The sequence below is a fragment of the Hydrogenophaga sp. YM1 genome (genome assembly GCF_016903055.1).
Taxonomy (GTDB): domain Bacteria; phylum Pseudomonadota; class Gammaproteobacteria; order Burkholderiales; family Burkholderiaceae_C; genus Hydrogenophaga; species Hydrogenophaga borbori.
This window is the reverse complement of sequence record NZ_CP070223.1, coordinates 3207665-3228703: the sequence shown is the minus strand read 5'-3', so window position 1 is coordinate 3228703 and position 21039 is coordinate 3207665. Positions and strand designations below refer to the sequence as shown.

20 protein-coding genes and 1 tRNA gene are annotated in these 21039 nt (G+C 68.1%); all 21 read left to right on the top strand.

The features are described from left to right. The first annotated feature begins 58 nt into the window (after positions 1-58). The 21 genes from JNX00_RS15205 (at position 59) to JNX00_RS15105 (ending at position 21036) form a co-directional block, all read left to right on the top strand. Entirely contained in the window at positions 59-1345 is a 1287-nt protein-coding gene (locus tag JNX00_RS15205) for a branched-chain amino acid ABC transporter substrate-binding protein (protein WP_204742781.1), read from the top strand. A gap of 123 nt (positions 1346-1468) precedes the next feature. Next, complete coding sequence (locus JNX00_RS15200) at positions 1469-2653, top strand: pyridoxal phosphate-dependent aminotransferase (protein ID WP_204742780.1); 1185 nt, start codon at positions 1469-1471, stop codon at positions 2651-2653. A gap of 133 nt (positions 2654-2786) precedes the next feature. After that, on the top strand, positions 2787-3053 hold the full coding sequence (gene rpsO / locus JNX00_RS15195; protein ID WP_070397633.1) for a 30S ribosomal protein S15: 267 nt from the start codon (positions 2787-2789) through the stop codon (positions 3051-3053). 244 nt (positions 3054-3297) lie between these two features. After that, the gene (gene pnp, locus JNX00_RS15190; protein ID WP_204742779.1) at positions 3298-5511 is read left to right on the top strand and encodes a polyribonucleotide nucleotidyltransferase; all 2214 of its coding nucleotides are present in this window, start codon (positions 3298-3300) and stop codon (positions 5509-5511) included. Between the two features lie 19 nt (positions 5512-5530). Beyond that, positions 5531-6520, top strand: coding sequence for an NAD(P)H-quinone oxidoreductase (locus tag JNX00_RS15185; RefSeq protein ID WP_204745074.1), 990 nt, complete (start codon positions 5531-5533; stop codon positions 6518-6520). A gap of 4 nt (positions 6521-6524) precedes the next feature. Beyond that, the gene (gene tpiA, locus JNX00_RS15180) at positions 6525-7271 is read left to right on the top strand and encodes a triose-phosphate isomerase (protein ID WP_070397636.1); all 747 of its coding nucleotides are present in this window, start codon (positions 6525-6527) and stop codon (positions 7269-7271) included. A gap of 58 nt (positions 7272-7329) precedes the next feature. Beyond that, positions 7330-7752, top strand: coding sequence for a preprotein translocase subunit SecG (gene secG / locus JNX00_RS15175; protein ID WP_204742778.1), 423 nt, complete (start codon positions 7330-7332; stop codon positions 7750-7752). A gap of 154 nt (positions 7753-7906) precedes the next feature. After that, positions 7907-7991 (top strand) — tRNA-Leu (locus JNX00_RS15170). Positions 7992-8040: 49 nt separating this feature from the next. Then, entirely contained in the window at positions 8041-8400 is a 360-nt protein-coding gene (locus JNX00_RS15165) for an NADH-quinone oxidoreductase subunit A (protein ID WP_070397638.1), read from the top strand. Between the two features lie 36 nt (positions 8401-8436). After that, the gene (locus JNX00_RS15160) at positions 8437-8916 is read left to right on the top strand and encodes an NADH-quinone oxidoreductase subunit B (protein ID WP_009520160.1); all 480 of its coding nucleotides are present in this window, start codon (positions 8437-8439) and stop codon (positions 8914-8916) included. A 28-nt stretch (positions 8917-8944) separates the two neighbouring features. Then, entirely contained in the window at positions 8945-9565 is a 621-nt protein-coding gene (locus JNX00_RS15155; RefSeq protein WP_204742777.1) for an NADH-quinone oxidoreductase subunit C, read from the top strand. 19 nt (positions 9566-9584) lie between these two features. Then, positions 9585-10838, top strand: coding sequence for an NADH-quinone oxidoreductase subunit D (locus JNX00_RS15150; RefSeq protein ID WP_070397639.1), 1254 nt, complete (start codon positions 9585-9587; stop codon positions 10836-10838). Then, positions 10835-11341 (top strand): NADH-quinone oxidoreductase subunit NuoE, encoded by a 507-nt coding sequence (gene nuoE, locus JNX00_RS15145; RefSeq protein ID WP_204742776.1) that lies wholly within the window; start codon positions 10835-10837, stop codon positions 11339-11341. Before JNX00_RS15150 ends, nuoE begins: the two co-directional genes overlap by 4 nt. Continuing rightward, entirely contained in the window at positions 11341-12702 is a 1362-nt protein-coding gene (nuoF, locus tag JNX00_RS15140) for an NADH-quinone oxidoreductase subunit NuoF (protein ID WP_116960405.1), read from the top strand. The genes nuoE and nuoF overlap by 1 nt, the downstream gene beginning before the upstream one ends. A 25-nt stretch (positions 12703-12727) precedes the next feature. After that, complete coding sequence (gene nuoG / locus JNX00_RS15135) at positions 12728-14860, top strand: NADH-quinone oxidoreductase subunit NuoG (protein WP_204742775.1); 2133 nt, start codon at positions 12728-12730, stop codon at positions 14858-14860. After that, positions 14857-15939 carry an NADH-quinone oxidoreductase subunit NuoH gene (gene nuoH / locus JNX00_RS15130; RefSeq protein WP_070397643.1) on the top strand — a complete coding sequence of 361 codons (1083 nt, stop codon included), beginning with the start codon at positions 14857-14859 and terminating at the stop codon, positions 15937-15939. The genes nuoG and nuoH overlap by 4 nt, the downstream gene beginning before the upstream one ends. Before the next feature lie 13 nt (positions 15940-15952). After that, positions 15953-16465, top strand: coding sequence for an NADH-quinone oxidoreductase subunit NuoI (nuoI, locus tag JNX00_RS15125; RefSeq protein ID WP_070397644.1), 513 nt, complete (start codon positions 15953-15955; stop codon positions 16463-16465). Between the two features lie 32 nt (positions 16466-16497). After that, positions 16498-17136, top strand: a complete 639-nt coding sequence (locus JNX00_RS15120; protein ID WP_070397645.1) for an NADH-quinone oxidoreductase subunit J — start codon at positions 16498-16500, stop codon at positions 17134-17136. A 58-nt stretch (positions 17137-17194) separates the two neighbouring features. Next, positions 17195-17506 carry an NADH-quinone oxidoreductase subunit NuoK gene (gene nuoK, locus JNX00_RS15115; protein WP_070397646.1) on the top strand — a complete coding sequence of 104 codons (312 nt, stop codon included), beginning with the start codon at positions 17195-17197 and terminating at the stop codon, positions 17504-17506. Between the two features lie 7 nt (positions 17507-17513). Further along, positions 17514-19538, top strand: a complete 2025-nt coding sequence (gene nuoL / locus JNX00_RS15110) for an NADH-quinone oxidoreductase subunit L (protein ID WP_204742774.1) — start codon at positions 17514-17516, stop codon at positions 19536-19538. Between the two features lie 22 nt (positions 19539-19560). Continuing rightward, a complete protein-coding gene (locus JNX00_RS15105; RefSeq protein ID WP_204742773.1) occupies positions 19561-21036 on the top strand; it encodes an NADH-quinone oxidoreductase subunit M in 1476 nt (491 codons plus the stop codon). Positions 21037-21039 lie beyond the last annotated feature (3 nt).

The window sequence follows — 21039 nt, the reverse complement described above, 5'->3', positions numbered from 1 at the left end:
GCGCAGGCGACAAGAGCGGGCCCTTTGCGGGCCCGGCGTTGACACCACGGAGTTCCGAATGACCCTGATTTCCCGCCGCCGGCTGGCCACCCTGGCCGCCGCCGTCCTTGGCCTGAGCGCCGTCCCGTCCGGCTGGGCCCAGGCCCCCGCCGCGCGCGGCGAGCCCATCCGCATCGCCATGATCGAAGGCCTCTCGGGCCCCTTCGCCAACACCGGCGAGGCCGTGTTCCGCAACCTGCTGTGGGCCACCGAGCGGGTCAACGCGCGCGGCGGCGTCAGGCTGCCCGGCGGCGCGCGGCCGCTGGCCATCGAGCGCTTCGACAGCAAGAACCAGGCGGAAGAGGCCCTGTCTTCCCTGCGCCTGGCCAACGACCGGGGCATCGCCATCGTCACCCAGGGCAACTCGTCGGCGGCGGCCAGCGCCCTGATCGAGGCCATCAACAAGCACAACGAGCGTTATCCGGCGCGCCGCCAGCTCTTCCTCAACTACTCGGCGGTGGACCCGGCGCTCACCAACGAGAAGTGCAGCTACTGGCACTTCCGCTTCGACGCCCACGCCGACATGCGCCTGGCCGCGCTCATGAGCGTGCTGCGCGAAGACAAGGCGCTGCAGCGCATCTACCTCATCGGCCAGGACTACAGCTTTGGCCAGGGCGTGCTGCGCGAGGCGCGCCGCCAGCTCGGCGCCCAGCGGCCGGACGTGAAGATCGTCGGCGACGAGCTGCACCCCATGGCGCGCATCAAGGACTTCCTGCCCTACGCCACCAAGATCAAGGCCAGCGGCGCGCAGGCCGTGCTCACGGGCAACTGGGGCAACGACCTCACGCTGCTGGTGAAGGCCGCGCGCGAGGTGGGCTTCGAGGGCCGCTTCTACACCTTCTACGGCAACGCCCTGGGCGCGCCGGCGGCGCTCGGCGACGCCGGCATCGGCCAGGTGGTGGCCGTGGCCGACTGGTTCCCCAACGTGCCCACGCCCGAGAGCGAGGCCTTCTACCAGGCCTTTCGCGAGCGCTTTCCCAAGCCCGAGGACGACTACGTGCACATGCGCATGCAGCTCATGGTCGAGGCGCTGGCGCAGGCCATCGAGCGCGCGGGTCGGGTGGAGGCGGGGGCCATCGCCGCCGAACTGGAGAAGGCCGACGTCACCCTGGCCGGCCAGCGCGCGCGCATGCGCGGCGCCGACCACCAGTTCCAGCAGAGCCTGGCCGTGGCCGTGATGGACCGCCAGGGCACGCCTGGTGTGAAGTTCGACGTCGAGGGATCGGGCTACGGTTTTCGCGTGATCCGAAGCCTGAGCCCGCAGCAGGCCGAGATGCCGCACAGCTGTACGATGACCCGTCCTTGAGCTGTACCCCCGCCGCGCCGCGCGCGACCCCTTAAGGGGGCGCTGCCTGCGGCCTGGCAAAGCCGGTTCCGCGGCACCCCTGGACGGCGCTGTCGCCGGCGGGTTTCTTTTTGGAGTGTCTTGATGCGTGACGTGGTGGCGGGCCTGGAGGGTTCGCGCATTCGGGAGGTGGCGAACGAAGGCATCGGCCGCGAGGGCGTGCTCAAGTTCTGGTTCGGCGAGAGCGACGAGGTCACGCCCGAGCCCATCCGGCAGGCCGCGATCGCCTCGCTGCAGGCCGGCGAAACCTTCTACGCGCACAACCTGGGCCTGCCCGAGCTGCGCGAGGCCATCGCCGGCTACACCGAGCGCCTGCACCCCGGCCGCGGCGCGGCCCACTGGTTCGGGCGCATCGCCGTCACCTCGGGCGGCGTCAACGGTCTCATGCTGGCGGCGCAGACCCTGGTCGACGCGGGCGACGAGGTGGCGGTGGTCACGCCGGCCTGGCCCAACCTGGCGGCCCAGCCGCTCATCCTGGGCGCGCGCGTGAAGGCGCTGCCGCTGGTGCCGCGCGGCGGCGCCTGGACGCTGGACCTCGACGCCCTGCGACAGGCCGTCACCCCGGCCACGCGCGTGCTCATCGTCAACGCCCCGGCCAACCCCACCGGTTTCGCGCTCACGGCCGAGCAGCAGCGCCAGATCCTGGCCCACTGCCGCGCCACCGGCACCTGGATCGTGGCCGACGAGGTCTACGAGCGGCTCTATTTCGAGACCGACACCGCCAATGGCGCGGCGCCCAGCTTCCTGGACGTGGCCGATCCCGACGACCGCCTCATCGTCGCCCACAGCTTCTCCAAGAGCTTCCTGATGACCGGCTGGCGCCTGGGCTGGCTGGTGCTGCCGCCCGCGCTGACCGAAGCGGTGGGCAAGCTGATCGAGTTCAACACCTCCTGCGCGCCGGTGTTCGTGCAGCGCGGGGCGGTGGCCGCCATCGCCCACGGCGACGCCGTGACGCCCGCCCTGGTGGCCCACCTGCGCCGCTGCCGCGACACGCTGGTGCCCCTGCTGCAGGCCCTGCCCGGGGTGGAGCTGGCCACGCCGCGCGCCGGCATGTACGCCTTCTTCCGCCTGCCTGGACAGGCCGACTGCCTGGACGTGGCCAAGCGCCTGGTGCGCGAGGCCGGCCTGGGCCTGGCGCCGGGCAGCGCCTTCGCCCCGGAGGCGGCCGGCTGGCTGCGCTGGTGTTTCGCCAGCCGGGACGTGTCGCGGCTGGAGGAGGGCGTGCGGCGCCTGAACGGCTGGCTGGCGGACAACCGGCCCCGCCGCTAGGCCGCCAGCGCGCCGATTCGGCTAGAATGCGCGGTTGCCGTTCCAGCTGGAGCGGCTTCACGCCCGTCGCGGCAGGCCATCCCTTCGGGTGGCCCGCGCTGCAGCGGGACGCAAGTCAACAGGAAAGCTTCACATGATCGATCAGCAAGTCAAGGCCGGCGTCATCGCCGACAACGCCCGTTCCGCCAACGACACCGGCAGCCCCGAGGTCCAGGTCGCCATCCTGACGGCCCGCATCAACGAACTCACCCCGCACTTCAAGACGCACGCCAAGGACCACCACGGCCGCCGCGGCCTGCTGCGCATGGTGAGCCGTCGCCGCAAGCTGCTGGACTACCTCAAGTCCAAGGACGCCGACCGTTACCTGGCCCTGATCCAGAAACTGGGCCTGCGCAAGTAAACCGAGCCGGGTGTGCCCGATCGAAAAGCCTGAGTTGGTTCGCTGGCTCGGGCTTTTTGCGTTTGGCGCCCCCGCTCCATCCCTCCGGAGTTCACACACCGAGCGAAGCTGTGTCATTCCAACGGGGCTGCGGCCAGCGCAGTCCCTCTGGAATGGCATCGTCTGGCGGGTGCGTTCTCCGGGTTCGTGCAAGGCATTGCACGCCACGCAGTCCCGATGAACGGGACGCCAACGGAGATACGCCATGAGCATGTTCAACAAAGTCACCAAGACCTTCCAGTGGGGCCAGCACACGGTCACCATGGAAACGGGCGAGATCGCCCGCCAGGCCAGCGGCGCCGTGCTGCTCGACATGGACGGCACCGTCGTGCTGGCCACCGTGGTCGCCAAGAGCGAGGCCAAGGCCGGCCAGGACTTCTTCCCCCTGACCGTCGACTACATCGAGAAGACCTACGCCGCCGGCAAGATCCCCGGCAGCTTCTTCAAGCGCGAAGGCCGCCCGAGCGAGCTGGAAACGCTGACCAGCCGCCTGATCGACCGCCCGATCCGCCCGCTGTTCCCCGAGGGCTTCTTCAACGAAGTGCAGGTGGTCATCCACACGCTGTCGCTCAACCCCGAGGTGGACGCCGACATCGCCGCGATGATCGCGACCTCGGCCGCGCTGTCGGTTTCGGGCATCCCGTTCAACGGCCCCATCGGCGCCGCGCGCGTGGGCTATGTCAACGGCGCCTACGTGCTCAACCCGGGCCAGACCGAGCGCCAGAACTCGCAGATGGACCTCGTGGTCGCCGGTACGCAGGCCGCGGTGCTGATGGTCGAGTCCGAGGCCCTGCAGCTGTCCGAAGAAATCATGCTGGGCGGCGTGGTGTTCGGCCATGAGCAGGCCAACATCGCCATCGACGCCATCAACGAACTGGTGCGCGAGGCCGGCAAGCCCGAGTGGCAGTGGCAGGCCCCGGCGCGCGACGAGGCGCTGATCGCCCGGGTGAACGAACTCGGCGGCGACAAGCTGCGCGCGGCCTACCAGATCCGCAACAAGCAGGCCCGCACCCAGGCCTGCCGCGAGGCCTACGCCGCCGTCATGAGCGGCCTGAAGGCCGCCGGCGTCGAATTCGACAGCGTCAAGGTCGAGGGCCTGCTGTTCGACATCGAGGCCGGCATCGTGCGCGGCCAGATCCTGGCCGGCGAGCCCCGCATCGACGGCCGCGACACCCGCACCGTGCGCCCCATCGAGATCCGCAATGGTGTGCTGCCGCGCACCCACGGCTCGGCGCTGTTCACGCGCGGCGAGACGCAGGCCCTGGTGGTCGCCACCCTGGGCACCGACCGCGACGCCCAGAAGATCGACGCGCTGGCCGGCGAGTTCGAAGACCGCTTCATGCTGCACTACAACATGCCGCCCTTCGCCACCGGCGAAACCGGCCGCGTGGGCAGCCCCAAGCGCCGCGAGATCGGCCACGGCCGCCTGGCCAAGCGCGCCCTGGTGGCCTGCCTGCCCACCAAGGAAGACTTCCCCTACACCATCCGCGTGGTGTCCGAGATCACCGAGTCCAACGGCTCGTCTTCCATGGCCTCTGTGTGCGGCGGCTGCCTGGCGCTGATGGACGCCGGCGTGCCCATGAAGGCGCATGTGGCCGGCATCGCCATGGGCCTGATCAAGGACGGCAACCGCTTCGCCGTGCTGACCGACATCCTGGGCGACGAGGACCACCTCGGCGACATGGACTTCAAGGTGGCCGGCACCACCAACGGCATCACCGCCCTGCAGATGGACATCAAGATCCAGGGCATCACCAAGGAAATCATGCAGGTCGCCCTGGCCCAGGCCAAAGAGGCGCGCATGCACATCCTGGGCAAGATGCAGGCCGCCATGGGCGAGGCCAAGACCGAGATCAGCGACTTCGCGCCCCGCCTCTACACCATGAAGATCAACCCCGAGAAGATCCGCGACGTGATCGGCAAGGGCGGCGCCACCATCCGCGCGCTGACCGAAGAGACCGGCACGCAGATCGACATCGGCGAAGACGGCACCATCACCATCGCCTCCACCGACGGCGCGCGCGCCGAGGAAGCCAAGCGCCGCATTGCCGAGATCACGGCCGAGGTGGAAGTGGGCAAGGTCTACGAAGGCCCGGTCACCAAGATCCTGGACTTCGGCGCCCTGGTCAACCTGCTGCCCGGCAAGGACGGCCTGCTGCACATCAGCCAGATCGCCCACGAGCGCGTGGAGAAGGTCAGCGACTACCTGCAGGAAGGCCAGATCGTCAAGGTCAAGGTGCTGGAGACCGACGAGAAGGGCCGCGTCAAGCTGTCGATGAAGGCGCTGCTGGAGCGCAGCGGCGGTGGCGATCGCGAGCCGCGCGAGCACCGTGAGCCGCGCGAACCGCGTGAACACCGCGACCAGCGCCCCGCGGCGTCGGTCGACGAGGCCGCGCAGCAACAGCAACAGCAGCAGTAACCCGCGCGCGATGTCGAGCATGCAAGCGGTCGAGATCAACGGCTTTGGCGGGCCCGAGGTGCTGCGCCTGGCCGAGCGCCCGCGCCCCGTCGCGGGCGCCGGCGAGTTGCTGATCCGCGTTGCGGCCTCGGGCGTGAACCGCCCCGACGTGCTGCAGCGCACCGGCAACTACCCGGTGCCGCCCGGCGCGTCCGACATCCCCGGACTGGAGGTGGCCGGCACCATCGAGTCGGGTGACGCCGCGGCGCTGGCCGAGGCTGGCCTCCAGCTCGGCGACGGGGTCTGCGCGCTGGTGGCCGGCGGCGGCTACGCCGAGTGGTGCGTGGCGCCGGTCGGCCAGTGCCTGCCGGTGCCGCGTGGCCTGGACGATGTCGCCGCCGCTTCGCTGCCCGAAACCTTCTTCACCGTCTGGAGCAACGTCTTCGACCGCGGCCGTCTGCAGTCCGGTGAAACCCTGCTGGTGCAGGGTGGCACCAGCGGCATCGGCGTCACCGCCATCCAGATGGCCAAGGCGCGCGGCGCGACCGTGATCGCCACCGCCGGCAGCGATCAGAAGTGCGCGGCCTGCCAGGCGCTCGGTGCCGACCACGCCATCAACTACCGCACGCAGGACTTCGTCGCCGCGGTGGCCGACGTCACCGGCGGCCGCGGCGTCGACGTGATCCTCGACATGGTCGCGGGCGGCTACGTCGCGCGCGAGATCGATTGCCTGGCCGAGGACGGCCGCCTGGTCATCATCGCGGTGCAGGGCGGCGTCAAGGCCGAGTTCAACGCTGGCCTCGTGCTGCGCCGCCGCCTCACCGTCACGGGCTCCACGCTGCGCCCGCGCCCGGTGGCTTTCAAGGCCGCCATCGCGCGCTCGCTCAGGGAACACGTCTGGCCGCTGCTCGAATCGGGCGCGATCAAGCCTGTCATCCACCAGGTGTTCGCCCCCGCGCAGGCGGCCGAGGCGCACGCCCTCATGGAATCGAACCGCCACGTCGGCAAACTCGTGCTGAAGTGGGCCTGATGTCATGACGAAGAAAAAGCTCATCGCCGGCAACTGGAAAATGAACGGCGGCCTGGCCGCCAACGAGGCGCTGCTGCGCGCGCTGCTGGCCGGTCTCGGCCAGCCCTCGGCCGACGTGGCCGTCTGCGCGCCCGCGCCCTATCTCGCGCAGCTGCAGGGCCTGCTGGCCGGCGGCCCGATCGGCTGGGGCGCGCAGGACCTGTCCGCGCACGAGCAGGGCGCCTACACCGGCGAGGTGTCGGCCGCCATGCTCAAGGACTTCGGCTGCCGCTACGCCATCGTGGGCCATTCCGAGCGCCGGCAGTACCACGGCGAGACCGACGCCACCGTCGCCGCCAAGGCGCAGCGCGCGCTGGCCGCGGGCCTCACGCCCATCGTGTGCGTGGGCGAGACCCTGGTGGAGCGCGAGGCCGAGCAGACCGAGGCCGTGGTCAAGCGCCAGCTGGCCGCTGTGATCCACGCCGTGGCGCACTGCACCAGCGAAATCGTGGTGGCCTACGAGCCCGTGTGGGCCATCGGCACCGGCCAGACGGCCACGCCTGAGCAGGCCCAGCAGGTGCACGCCGTGCTGCGCGCCCAGCTCGCCGCGGCCACGGGCCAAGCGGAGCGTGTGCGCATCCTCTACGGCGGCAGCATGAACGCCGCCAACGCCGCCAGCCTGCTGGCCCAGGCCGACATCGACGGCGGGCTGATCGGCGGGGCCTCGCTCAAGGCGCCCGATTTTTTGCAGATCATTGCCGCCGCCCACTGAACACAGCATCGAACCGATGGCGCCGCGAAGGCGCCGATCGACCCTTACGGAGAACCTGATGAACGTCCTGTTGACCCTCCTGCTCGTGGTGCAGATCCTCGCTGCGCTCGGCATGATCGGCCTGATCCTCATGCAGCACGGCAAAGGCGCCGACGCGGGCGCCGCCTTCGGCGGCGGCGGCGCGGGCTCGGCCAGCCTGTTCGGCGCCTCGGGCGGCGCGAACTTCCTGTCGCGCACCACGGCCGTGCTGGCGGGCGTGTTCCTGGCCTGCACGCTGGGCCTGGCCTATTTCGGCAACCTGCGCGCCGCGCCGGCAAGCTCGGGCAGCGTGCTCGAAAACGCGCCCGCCGCACCGGCGAGCCCGGTGCAGCAGATCCCGGGTGGCGCCGCCGCGCCCACCGCGCCTGCAGCCCCGGGCAATGCCCCGGCGCCCGCCACCGCACCCGCGCCCACGGGCGCGGGCCAGATTCCCGCGCAGTGATGCGAAACCCCGCCGACGGCGGGGCCTGACGCCTCGGGGACGCCCATGAAAAAAGGATGGGCCGCTCCCCAGATTGGGGAGGCGATTCAGGGTAAACTCTATGAGTTGTCCGCAGTGCTCAGTGTCCCTCATGAGCACGACAACGCAGACCCAAGCCGACGTGGTGAAATTGGTAGACACGCTATCTTGAGGGGGTAGTGGCGAAAGCTGTGCGAGTTCGAGTCTCGCCGTCGGCACCAGATCGTTGAAGGCAGGGCCAGCAGGCCCTGTCCACGGAACCGCCCCACCATGAGCCTTGACCAGTACCTGCCCGTGCTTCTGTTCATCGTCGTGGGCATCGCGGTCGGGATCATTCCCCAGGTCCTCGGCTTCATCCTCGGCCCGAACCTGCCGGACGCCGAGAAGAACTCCCCTTACGAATGCGGCTTCGAGGCCTTCGAAGACGCGCGGATGAAGTTCGATGTGCGCTACTACCTGGTGGCCATCCTCTTCATCTTGTTCGACCTCGAAATCGCGTTCCTCATCCCCTGGGCCGTGGCCTTCTCCGACATCGGCATGACGGGCTTCGTCGCCGGCGTGGTGTTCCTGGCCATCCTCACGGTGGGTTTCGCCTACGAATGGAAAAAGGGCGCCCTGGACTGGGAGTGAGTTCACCCCCGCTGCGCGGGCGCTTCGGAGCAGCACATGATTGAAGGTGTCTTCAAGGAAGGCTTCGTCACCACCAGCTACGACGCGGTGGTGAACTGGGCCAAAACCGGTTCGCTGTGGCCCATGACCTTTGGTCTGGCCTGCTGCGCGGTGGAGATGATGCATGCGGCCGCCGCGCGCTACGACATCGGGCGCTTCGGCTCCGAGGTCTTTCGCGCCAGCCCGCGCCAGTCCGACCTCATGATCGTGGCCGGCACGCTGTGCAACAAGATGGCGCCGGCGCTTCGCAAGGTCTACGACCAGATGGCCGAGCCGCGCTGGGTGCTGTCCATGGGCTCCTGCGCCAACGGCGGCGGCTACTACCACTACAGCTACTCGGTCGTGCGCGGCTGCGACCGCATCGTGCCGGTCGACGTCTACGTGCCCGGCTGCCCGCCCACCGCCGAGGCGCTGCTGTACGGAATCATCCAGTTGCAGCAGAAGATCCGGCGCACGCAGACCATTGCCCGCGCCTGAGTCACAGAACACCACCGAGCCCCACGACATGAGCGACGCATCCAACCACCACCTGGTCGCGCCCGAGACCCTGCAGGCCAGCCTCCAGGAACTGCTCGCTGGCCGCGTGCGCGCGGTCGACCTGGAACGCGGCGAGGTCACGGTCACGGTCGACGCCACCGCCTACCTCGAGGTCATGCAGACCTTGCGCGACGCGCCCCAGGCCCGCTTCGAGCAGCTCATCGACCTTTGCGGCATGGACTACTCCACCTACGGCGACGGCCGCTGGGAAGGCCCGCGCTTTGCGGCCGTCTCTCACCTGCTGTCGGTAAGCCTGAACCAGCGCGTGCGCGTGCGCGCGTTCTGCGCCGACGATGACTTCCCCGTGCTGCCCTCGGTCAACGGCCTGTGGAACAGCGCCAACTGGTACGAGCGCGAGGCCTTCGACCTCTACGGCATCGTCTTCGATGGCCACGACGACCTGCGCCGCATCCTCACCGATTACGGCTTCATCGGCCACCCGTTCCGCAAGGACTTCCCGCTCTCGGGCCACGTCGAGATGCGCTACGACGCCGAGCGCCAGCGCGTCATCTATGAGCCGGTGACCATCGAACCCCGCGAAATCACGCCGCGCGTGATCCGCGAGGACAACTACGGCGGCCTGCACTGAAGGCGCAGGACGAACCGACATGGCAGAGATCAAGAACTACACCCTGAACTTCGGCCCGCAGCACCCGGCCGCGCACGGCGTACTGCGCCTGGTGCTGGAGCTCGACGGCGAGGTCGTGCAGCGCGCCGACCCGCACATCGGGCTGCTGCACCGTGCGACCGAGAAGCTGGCCGAGCACAAGACCTTCATCCAGTCGCTGCCCTACATGGACCGTCTCGACTACGTGTCCATGATGTGCAACGAGCACGCTTACTGCCTGGCCATCGAGAAGCTGCTGGGCATCGAGGTGCCGATCCGCGCGCAATACATCCGCGTGATGTTCAGCGAGATCACCCGCCTGCTCAACCACCTGATGTGGCTGGGCTCGCACGGCAACGACTGCGGCAGTTCCACCATCCTCATCTACGCCTTCCGCGAGCGCGAGGACCTGTTCGACATGTACGAGGCGGTGTCGGGCGCGCGCATGCACGCGGCCTACTTCCGTCCCGGCGGCGTCTACCGCGACCTGCCCGACAGCATGCCGCAGTACCAGGCGAGCAAGGTGCGCAACCAGCGCGGCGTGGACGAGCTGAACAAGAACCGCCAGGGCTCGCTGCTCGACTTCATCGACGACTTCACCCGGCGCTTCCCGGTTTACCTCGACGAGTACCACACGCTGCTCACCGACAACCGCATCTGGAAGCAGCGCACCGTGGGCATTGGCGTGGTGCCGCCCGAGCGCGCGCTCAACCTGGGCATGACCGGCCCCATGCTGCGCGGCTCTGGCATCGCCTGGGACCTGCGCAAGAAGCAGCCCTACGAGGTGTACGACCGCCTGGACTTCGACATCCCGGTCGGCAAGACCGGCGACACCTATGACCGCTACCTCGTCCGCATGGAGGAGATGAAGCAGTCCAACCGCATCATCCAGCAGTGCGTGGCCTGGCTGCGCGCCAACCCGGGCCCGGTGATCACCGACAACCACAAGGTGGCGCCGCCCGCGCGCGAGGCCATGAAGGCCAACATGGAAGAGCTGATCCACCACTTCAAGCTCTTCACCGAAGGTTTCCACGTGCCCGAGGGCGAGGCCTACGCCGCCGTCGAGCACCCCAAGGGCGAGTTCGGCATCTACCTCGTGAGCGACGGCGCCAACAAGCCCTACCGGCTGAAGATCCGCGCGCCCGGTTTCGCGCACCTCGCCACGCTCGACGAGATGGCGCGTGGCCACATGCTGGCCGACGCAGTCGCCATCATCGGCACCATGGACATCGTTTTCGGGGAGATCGACCGATGAGCACCCCCGTGCAATTCTCCGCCGCGACCATCGCGCGCTTCGACCGCGAGGTCGCCAAGTACCCGGCCGAGCAGCGCATTTCGGCCGTCATGGCCTGCCTGTCCATCATCCAGCAGGAGCAGGGCTGGGTCAGCACCGAGGCAGAGGCCGCGTTGGCCGCTTACATCGGCGTCGAGCCGATCGCGGTGCACGAGGTCACGACCTTCTACAACATGTACAACCAGCGGCCGGTGGGCAAGTTCAAGCTCAACGTCTGCACCAACCTGCCGTGCCAGCTGCGCGATGGCCAGAAGGCGCTGCACCACCTCGAGCAGAAGCTGGGCATCGAAATGGGCGAGACCACGCCCGACGGCCTGTTCACGCTGCAGCAGAGCGAGTGCCTGGGCGCCTGCGCCGACGCACCCGTGATGCTGGTGAACGACCGCCACATGTGCAGCTTCATGAGCCACGACAAGCTCGACCAGCTCGTCGATGGCCTGCGCGCCGCGGAGGGCCAGTCCTGATGAACGCCCAACAGATCATCGGTCAGTTCGCCGCCACCGGCGTGCAGACCTGCTTCCATGGCCGCCACATCAGCCCGCAGATCTACGCGGACCTGGACGGCAAGAACTGGTCCCTCAAGGACTACGAGGCGCGCGGCGGCTACCAGGCCCTGCGCAAGATCCTGGGCAAGGACGGCGGCGAAGGCCTCACGCCCGACCAGGTGATCGCCACCGTCAAGGAATCGGCCCTGCGCGGCCGCGGGGGCGCCGGTTTCCCCAGCGGCCTCAAGTGGAGCTTCATGCCGCGCCAGTTCCCGGGGCAGAAGTACCTGGTCTGTAACTCCGACGAAGGCGAGCCGGGCACCTGCAAGGACCGCGACATCCTCATGTACAACCCGCACATCGTCATCGAAGGCATGGCGATCGCGGCGTACGCCATGGGCATCAGCGTGGGCTACAACTACATCCACGGCGAGATCTTCGAGGTGTACGAGCGCTTCGAGGCCGCGCTGGAAGAGGCGAGGGCGGCCGGCCTGCTGGGCGACAACATCCTCGGCTCGGGCTTCAGCTTCCAGCTGCACGGCCACCACGGCTTCGGCGCCTACATCTGCGGCGAGGAAACCGCGCTGCTCGAATCGCTGGAAGGCAAGAAGGGCCAGCCGCGCTTCAAGCCGCCGTTCCCGGCCAGCTTCGGCCTCTACGGCAAGCCCACCACCATCAACAACACCGAGACCTTCGCCGCGGTGCCCTGGATCATCCGCAACGGTGGCCAGGCCTATCTGGAAATCGGCAAACCCAACAACGGCGGCACCAAGATCTTCTCGGTCAGCGGCGACGTCGAGATGCCCGGCAACTTCGAGATCCCGCTGGGCACGCCCTTCAGCAAGCTGCTCGAACTCGCCGGCGGCGTGCGCAAGGGCCGCACGCTCAAGGCCGTGATCCCCGGCGGCTCCTCGGCCCCGGTGTTGCCGGCGCACATCATGATGGAGTGCACGATGGACTACGACTCCATCGCCAAGGCCGGCTCCATGCTGGGCTCGGGCGCCGTCATCGTGATGGACGACTCGCGCGACATGGTCGAGTCGCTCAAGCGCCTGTCGTACTTCTACATGCACGAGAGCTGCGGCCAGTGCACGCCCTGCCGCGAAGGCACCGGCTGGCTCTGGCGCATGGTCGATCGCATTGACCGCGGCCTGGGCCGGCCCGAGGACATGGCCCTGCTCGACAACGTGGCCGAGAACATCATGGGCCGCACCATCTGCGCGCTCGGCGACGCGGCGGCCATGCCGGTGCGCGCCATGATCAAGCACTTCCGCCACGAGTTCGAGGCCAAGATCAACGCCGCGCAGGCCGAAACGGGCAACAAGGCGGCCACGGCCTGAGAGCACGAGGAACACGGACATCCCCATGGTTGAAATCGAACTCGACGGCAAGAAGGTCGAAGTGCCTCCGGGCAGCATGGTCATGCATGCGGCCGAGAAGGCGGGCACCTACATCCCCCACTTCTGCTACCACAAGAAGCTGTCCATTGCGGCCAACTGCCGCATGTGCCTGGTCGACGTGGAGAAAGCGCCCAAGGCCATGCCGGCCTGCGCCACGCCCGTCACGCAGGGCATGATCGTGCGCACCCAGAGCGACAAGGCCGTCAAGGCCCAGAAGTCGGTGATGGAGTTCCTGCTCATCAACCACCCGCTCGACTGCCCCATCTGCGACCAGGGCGGCGAATGCCAGCTGCAGGACCTGGCCGTGGGCTACGGCGGCTCCGGCTCGCGCTACCAGGAAGAAAAGCGCGTGGTCTTCCACAAGAACGTGGGGCCGCTGATCTCCATGGAGGAGATGAGCCGCTGCATCCACTGCACGCGCTGCGTGCGCTTCGGCCAGGAGATCGCGGGCGTCATGGAGCTCGGCATGAGCCACCGCGGCGAGCACGCCGAGATCGAGACCTTCGTGGGCCAGTCGGTCGACTCCGAGCTCTCGGGCAACATGATCGACATCTGCCCTGTGGGCGCGCTCACCAGCAAGCCCTTCCGCTACAGCGCGCGCACCTGGGAACTCTCGCGCCGCAAGAGCGTGAGCCCGCACGACTCCACCGGCGCCAACCTCGTGGTGCAGGTCAAGAACCACCAGGTGATGCGCGTGGTGCCGCTCGAGAACGAAGCGGTCAACGAGTGCTGGATCGCCGACCGCGACCGCTTCTCCTACGAAGCGCTCAATGGCGCGGACCGCCTCACCCAGCCCATGCTCAAGCAGGGCGGTGAGTGGAAGACCGTGGACTGGCAGACCGCGCTGGAGTACGTCGCCAATGGGCTGCGGCAGGTCAAGGCCGCGCACGGCGCCGGCGCCATCGGCCTGCTGGCCAGCCCGCACGCCACCGTGGAAGAGCTGGCCCTGGCCGGCGCCCTGGTGCGCGGCCTGGGCAGCGAGAACATCGACAGCCGCCTGCGCGCGGCCGACCCCGGCGCCGTGGCGCCCCAGGGCCAGGCGCGCTGGCTGGGCCGGCCCATCGCCGAACTCTCCACGCTGCAGCGTGTGTTGGTCGTGGGCTCGAACCTGCGCAAAGACCACCCGCTGTTTGCGCAGCGCATCCGCCAGGCCGTGCGCCGCGGCGCGCAACTGAGCGCGCTGGTCGAGGCCGTGCCCCAGTGGGCCATGAACGTCAAGCACACGCTGCTCAGCGACAGTGCGGCCTGGGTATCGGCCCTGGCCGGCGTGGCCGCCGCGGTGGCCGCCGAGAAGGGCGTGTCCGCTCCGGTGCCGGTCGAGGCGACCGACGCTCAGCGCGCCATCGCGGCCTCCCTGCTGGGCGGCGAGCACAAGGCGGTGCTGCTCGGCAACGCCGCCGCGCACCACGCTCAGGCCACCAGCCTGCTGGCCCTGGCCCAGTTCATCGCCCAGCACACCGGCGCCAGCGTGGGCTACCTCACCGAGGCGGCCAACACCGTGGGCGCGCAGCTCGTGGGCGCCGTGCCGGGGCAGGGCGGCCTGCACGCCGGCCGCATGCTCGGCGGGGCGCTCAAGGCCGCGCTGCTGCTCAACGTGGAAGCCGAGGACACGGCCCCCGGGCTCCAGGGCCTGGCGAACACCGACATGGTCGTGACCCTGAGCCCCTTCAAGACCAACCTGGACGTGAGCGACGTGCTGCTGCCGATCGCACCGTTCACCGAAACCTCCGGCAGCTTCGTCAACGCCGAAGGCCGCCTGCAGAGCTTCCACGCCGTGGTGCGCCCCCTGGGCGACACCCGTCCGGCCTGGAAGGTGCTGCGCGTGCTGGGCAACCTGCTCGAGCTGCCGGGCTTCGACGCCGATTCCTCGCAGGCCGTGCTCGCGCGCGCGCTGCCGGGTGTCGAGTCGGGCGCCTTGGTGGCGGCCGAGCGCCTGAACAACCAGGCCCCTGGCACGACCATCGACACCACGCCTGCGGCGGCCCCGCCCTGCGTGGCCAGCATCTACCAACTCGACGCCCTGGTGCGCCGCGCTCCGTCGCTGCAGCTCACGGCCGATGCCCGCCGCGCGCGCGCAGAAGAAGGGGTGGCAGCGTGATCGACGCGATGTACAACGGCGGCCTGGGCCTCATCAACGCCGCGTGGTGGACCGCGGCGGCCTGGCCCGTGCTCTGGGCCCTCATCAAGATCGTCGCGGTGCTGGCGCCGCTGATGGGCGCGGTGGCCTACCTCACGCTCTGGGAGCGCAAGCTGCTGGGCTGGATGCAGGTGCGCCACGGCCCCAACCGCGTGGGCCCCTTCGGCCTGCTGCAGCCCATCGCCGACGCGCTGAAGCTGCTGACCAAGGAGCTGATCCGCCCCAGCGCGGCGAGCAACGGCCTGTTCCGCCTCGGCCCGGTCATGGCCATCATGCCGGCCCTGGCCGCCTGGGTGGCCATTCCCTTCGGCCCCGAGGCCGTGCTGGCCAACGTCAACGCCGGCCTGCTGGTCATCCTGGCCATCACCTCCATCGAGGTCTACGGCGTGATCATCGCGGGCTGGGCCTCGAACTCGAAGTACGCCTTCCTGGGCGCGCTGCGCGCCTCGGCCCAGATGGTGAGCTACGAGATCGCCATCGGCTTCTGCTTCCTGGTGGTGGTGATGACCGCCGGCAGCCTGAACCTGGCCGAGATCGTGAACTCGCAGGCCCGCGGCATGGGCGCCGGCATGGGCCTGAACTTCCTGTCCTGGAACTGGCTGCCGCTGCTGCCCATCTTCGTGGTTTACGTGATCTCGGGCGTGGCCGAAACCAACCGCCACCCCTTCGACGTGGTCGAGGGCGAGGCCGAGATCGTGGCCGGCCACATGGTCGAGTACTCGGGCATGGGTTTCGCGATCTTCTTCCTCGCCGAATACGCCAGCATGTGGCTGGTGTCCATCCTGGCCGTGTTGATGTTCCTGGGCGGCTGGCTGCCCCCCATCGACAGCGCCATTTTCAACTGGGTGCCGGGCTGGATCTGGCTGGGCCTCAAGACCTTCGTGGTGGTGTCCATGTTCATCTGGATCCGCGCCACCTTCCCCCGCTTCCGCTACGACCAGATCATGCGTCTGGGCTGGAAGATCTTCATCCCCGTCACGCTGGTGTGGCTGCTGCTCGTGGGTGCGCTCATGCAGACGCGCTGGAACATCTGGCAGTGAGGAGGGCACAAGCATGAGTACCACCACCGCCGTCGCGCCCTTCAGTTTCCGCGACTTCTTCAAGAGCTTCATGCTCGTCGAACTGGCCAAGGGCATGGCCCTGACCGGCCGTTACGCCTTCCGCCGCAAGGTCACGGTGCAGTTCCCCGAGGAGAAGACGCCGCTGTCGCCGCGCTTCCGCGGCCTGCACGCGCTGCGCCGCTACGAGAACGGCGAGGAGCGCTGCATCGCCTGCAAGCTCTGCGAGGCCGTGTGCCCCGCCGTCGCCATCACCATCGAAAGCGATGTGCGTGCCGACGGCACGCGCCGCACCACGCGCTACGACATCGACCTCACCAAGTGCATCTTCTGCGGCTTCTGCGAAGAGAGCTGCCCGGTCGACTCGATCGTCGAGACGCACATCTTCGAATACCACGGCGAAAAGCGCGGCGACCTGTACTTCACCAAGGAAATGCTGCTCGCGGTGGGTGACCGCTACGAACCCCAGATCGCCGCGGCCAAGGCCGCCGACGCCAAGTACCGCTGAGCGCGGCGCGACCGAGCCCATCCAGAGATCCCATGGACTTCACCACCGGTTTCTTCTACCTCTTCGCGGCGGTGCTGCTGTTCGCGGCCTTTCGCGTGGTCACCTCGCGCAACGCCGTGCACGCGGTGCTGTACCTGATGCTCTCCTTCTCGCAGGCGGCCGCGCTGTGGCTGCTGCTCAAGGCCGAGTTCCTGGGCATCACGCTGGTGCTGGTCTACCTCGGCGCTGTCATGGTGCTGTTCCTGTTCGTGGTGATGATGCTGGACATCAACATCGAGTCGCTGCGCCGCGGCTTCTGGCACCACTTCCCGCTGGCGGCCATCCTCGGCGCCGTGGTGGCTGGCGAGCTGATCGCCGTGCTGTGGGTGGGCTTCCCCTCCATCGCCACCACCGCCGCTACCGTGCCCGCCAACGTGTCGAACACGGGCGAACTCGGCAAGCTGCTGTATTCGGCCTACCTCTATCCCATCCAGGTCGCGGGCTTCATCCTGCTCGTGGCCATGGTCGCGGCCATCGCGCTGACGCTGCGCAAGCGCAAGGACAGCAAGGCCATCAACCCGGGTGACCAGGTCCACGTGCGCGCCCGCGACCGCCTGGTGGTCGTGCCCATGGCGGCGGCCAAGCCGGCGCCCGTGGCCGCCACCCCCAACACCGAGGAGGGCAAGGCATGAGCCACGCCCGGCCGCCCGAAGGGGCTCGCACCGTAGCGCACTGCGCGGAGGATTTCAAATGAGCGGCCTCACGCTGGGTCATTTCCTGTCGGTCGGCGCGATCCTGTTCGCGATCTCCGTCGTCGGCATCTTCCTCAACCGCAAGAACCTGATCGTGCTGCTCATGGCCATCGAGCTCATGCTGCTCGCGGTCAACATGAACTTCGTGGCCTTCTCGCACTACCTGGGCGACCTGCACGGCCAGGTGTTCGTGTTCTTCATCCTCACCGTGGCGGCCGCCGAGTCGGCCATCGGCCTCGCCATCCTCGTGCTGCTGTTCCGCAACAAGTCGTCGATCAGCGTCGAAGAACTCAACACGCTCAAGGGCTGACCGGAACATGAGCAACACGCTATCCGCCTCCACGCTGCTCGCCGTGCCGCTGGCGCCCCTGGTGGGCTCGCTGGTGGCCGGCATCCTGGGCACTGCCTTCGGTGGCAACGTCATCGGCCGGCGCGCCTCGCACGGCGCCACCATCCTGGGTGTGCTGGTCGCCTTCATCCTGTCGGTCATGACGCTGGCCGACGTGATCGACGGCGCCCGCTTCAACCAGACCATCTACGAATGGATGGTCATCGGCGGGCTGAAGATGGAGATCGGCTTCCTGGTCGACGGCCTGACCGCGATGATGATGGTGGTGGTCACCTTCGTCTCGCTCATGGTGCACCTCTACACCATCGGCTACATGGCAGACGACGACGGCTACAACCGCTTCTTCGCTTACATCTCGCTGTTCACCTTCTCCATGCTCATGCTGGTCATGAGCAACAACCTGCTGCAGCTGTTCTTCGGCTGGGAGGCGGTGGGTCTCGTGTCCTACCTGCTGATCGGCTTCTGGTTCAACAAGCCCTCGGCGATCTTCGCCAATATGAAGGCCTTCCTGGTCAACCGGGTGGGCGACTTCGGCTTCATCCTCGGCATCGGCCTGATCGTGGCCTACGCCGGCACCATGAACTACAGCGAGATCTTCGCCAAAGCGGGTGAACTCGGCGCCCTGGGCTTCCCGGGCACCGACTGGATGCTGATCACCGTCATCTGCATCTGCCTGTTCATCGGCGCCATGGGCAAGAGCGCGCAGTTCCCGCTGCACGTGTGGCTGCCCGACTCCATGGAAGGCCCCACGCCGATCTCCGCGCTGATCCACGCCGCCACCATGGTGACGGCCGGCATCTTCATGGTCGCGCGCATGAGCCCGCTGTACGAGCTGTCCGACACGGCGCTCAACTTCGTCATGGTCATCGGCGCCATCACCGCGCTGTTCATGGGCTTCCTGGGCATCATCCAGAACGACATCAAGCGCGTGGTGGCCTACTCCACGCTGTCGCAGCTGGGCTACATGACGGTGGCGCTCGGCGCCTCGGCCTACTCGGTCGCGGTCTTCCACCTGATGACGCACGCCTTCTTCAAGGCCCTGCTGTTCCTCGCGGCTGGCTCGGTCATCATGGGCCTGCACCACAACCAGGACATCCGTTGGATGGGCGGCGTGCGCAAGTACATGCCCATCACCTGGCTCACCTCGCTGATCGGCACGCTGGCGCTGATCGGCACGCCGCTGTTCTCGGGCTTCTACTCCAAGGACTCGATCATCGAGGCGGTGCACTTCAGCAACCTGCCGGCCGCCGGGTTCGCCCACTTCGCGGTGCTGGCGGGCGTGTTCGTGACCTCGTTCTATTCGTTCCGCCTGTACTTCCTGGTCTTCCACGGCCAGGAGCGCTACGACCAGAACCCCGACGCGCACCATGACGATCACCACGGCGATCACGGGCATGGCCACGGCGACGGCAAGCCGCACGAGTCGCCCTGGGTGGTGACCCTGCCTCTGGTGCTGCTGGCCATTCCGTCCGTGGTGATCGGCTACTTCACGATCGAGCCCATGGTCATCGGCGACTTCTTCCGCGATGCCATTACCGTCAACGCCGACGCGCACCCCGCGCTGAAGACCTTCGCCGAAGAGTTCCACGGCGCCTGGGCCATGGCCACGCACGCCTTCAGCACGGCGCCGCTGTACCTGGCGCTGGCCGGTGCCGTGAGCGCCTGGTACTGCTACCTGATCAACCCGGCCGTGCCCGCGGCCATCGCGCGCGCGCTGCGGCCCATCGTGGTCATCCTCGAGAACAAGTACTACATGGACTGGTTCAACGAGAACGTGCTGGCCCGCGCCGCGCGCGGCCTGGGCGTGGGCCTGTGGAAGGGCGGGGACCGTGGCGTCATCGAAGGCGGCGTGGTGAACGCCAGCTGGAAGATCGTCGGCGCCATCGCCGCCGTGGTGCGCCGCGCGCAGACCGGCTACCTCTACCACTACGCGCTGGTGATGCTCGTGGGGGTGATGCTGTTCATGACGTACTTCGTCTGGCTCGCGAAATAAGACAACGAAGAAAGAAAAGACCATGGGTTTGCTGAGCCTTGCCATCTGGACGCCGATCCTCGTGGGCGTCGTGCTGCTCGCGCTGGGGCGCGATCAGCACGCGGGCGTGGTCCGCTGGGTTGCGCTCCTGGGCGCGCTCGCGGGCCTGGCCGTCACCGTGCCGCTGTACACCGGCTTCGAGGTCGGCAGCGCGGCCCTGCAGTTCGTCGAGAAGACCGTCTGGATCGAGGGCTTCAACGTCCACTACCACCTGGGCGTGGACGGCATCTCGCTGTGGCTGGTGCTGCTCACGGCCTTCACCACCGTCATCGTGGTGATCGCGGGCTGGGAGGTGATCACCGAGCGCGTGAACCAGTACATGGGCGCCTTCCTGATCCTCTCGGGCTTCATGATCGGCGTGTTCAGCGCGCAGGACGCGATGCTGTTCTACGTGTTCTTCGAGGCCACGCTGATCCCGATGTACCTCATCATCGGCATCTGGGGCGGCCCCAACAAGATCTACGCGGCCTTCAAGTTCTTCCTCTACACGCTGCTGGGCTCGCTGCTCATGCTGATCGCGCTGATCTACCTGTACGTGCAGTCGGGTGGCAGCTTCGCGCTCAGCGACTGGTACCGCCTGCCCATCGGCGGCACCGCGCAGACCCTGCTGTTCTTCGCCTTCTTCGCGGCCTTCGCGGTGAAGGTGCCCATGTGGCCGGTGCACACCTGGCTGCCCGACGTGCACGTGGAGGCGCCCACCGGTGGCTCCGCCGTGCTGGCGGCCATCATGCTCAAGCTGGGCGCCTACGGCTTCCTGCGCTTCTCGCTGCCCATCCTGCCCGACGCCTCGCACGAATGGGCCTGGCTGATGATCGCGCTGTCGCTGATCGCGGTGATCTACGTCGGCCTGGTGGCCATGGTCCAGCAGGACATGAAGAAGCTGGTGGCCTACTCGTCCGTGGCGCACATGGGCTTCGTCACGCTGGGCTTCTTCATCTTCAGTGACCTGGGCATGAGCGGTGGCCTGGTGCAGATGGTGTCGCACGGCTTCGTGTCGGCGGCCATGTTCCTGGCCATCGGCGTGCTGTACGACCGGGTGCACTCGCGCGAGATCGCCGACTACGGCGGCGTGGTCAACACCATGCCGCGCTTCGCCGCCTTCGCGCTGCTGTTCACCATGGCCAACGCGGGCCTGCCCGGCACGGCCGGCTTCGTGGGCGAATGGATGGTGATCATCGCCGCCGTCAAGGCCAACTTCTGGATCGGACTGCTGGCCGCCACCGCCCTGATCTTCGGCGCCGCCTACTCGCTGTGGATGTTCAAGCGCGTCTACCTGGGCGAGCCGGGCAACGACGAGGTGCGTGGCCTGAGCGACATCAATGCGCGCGAATTCCTGGTGATGGCCTTGCTGGCCATCGCCGTGCTCGCCATGGGCGTGTACCCCAAGCCCTTCACCGACGTGATGGACCCGGCCGTGGCCGAGCTGCTGCGCCACGTGGCGAACTCCAAGCTGAACTGACAA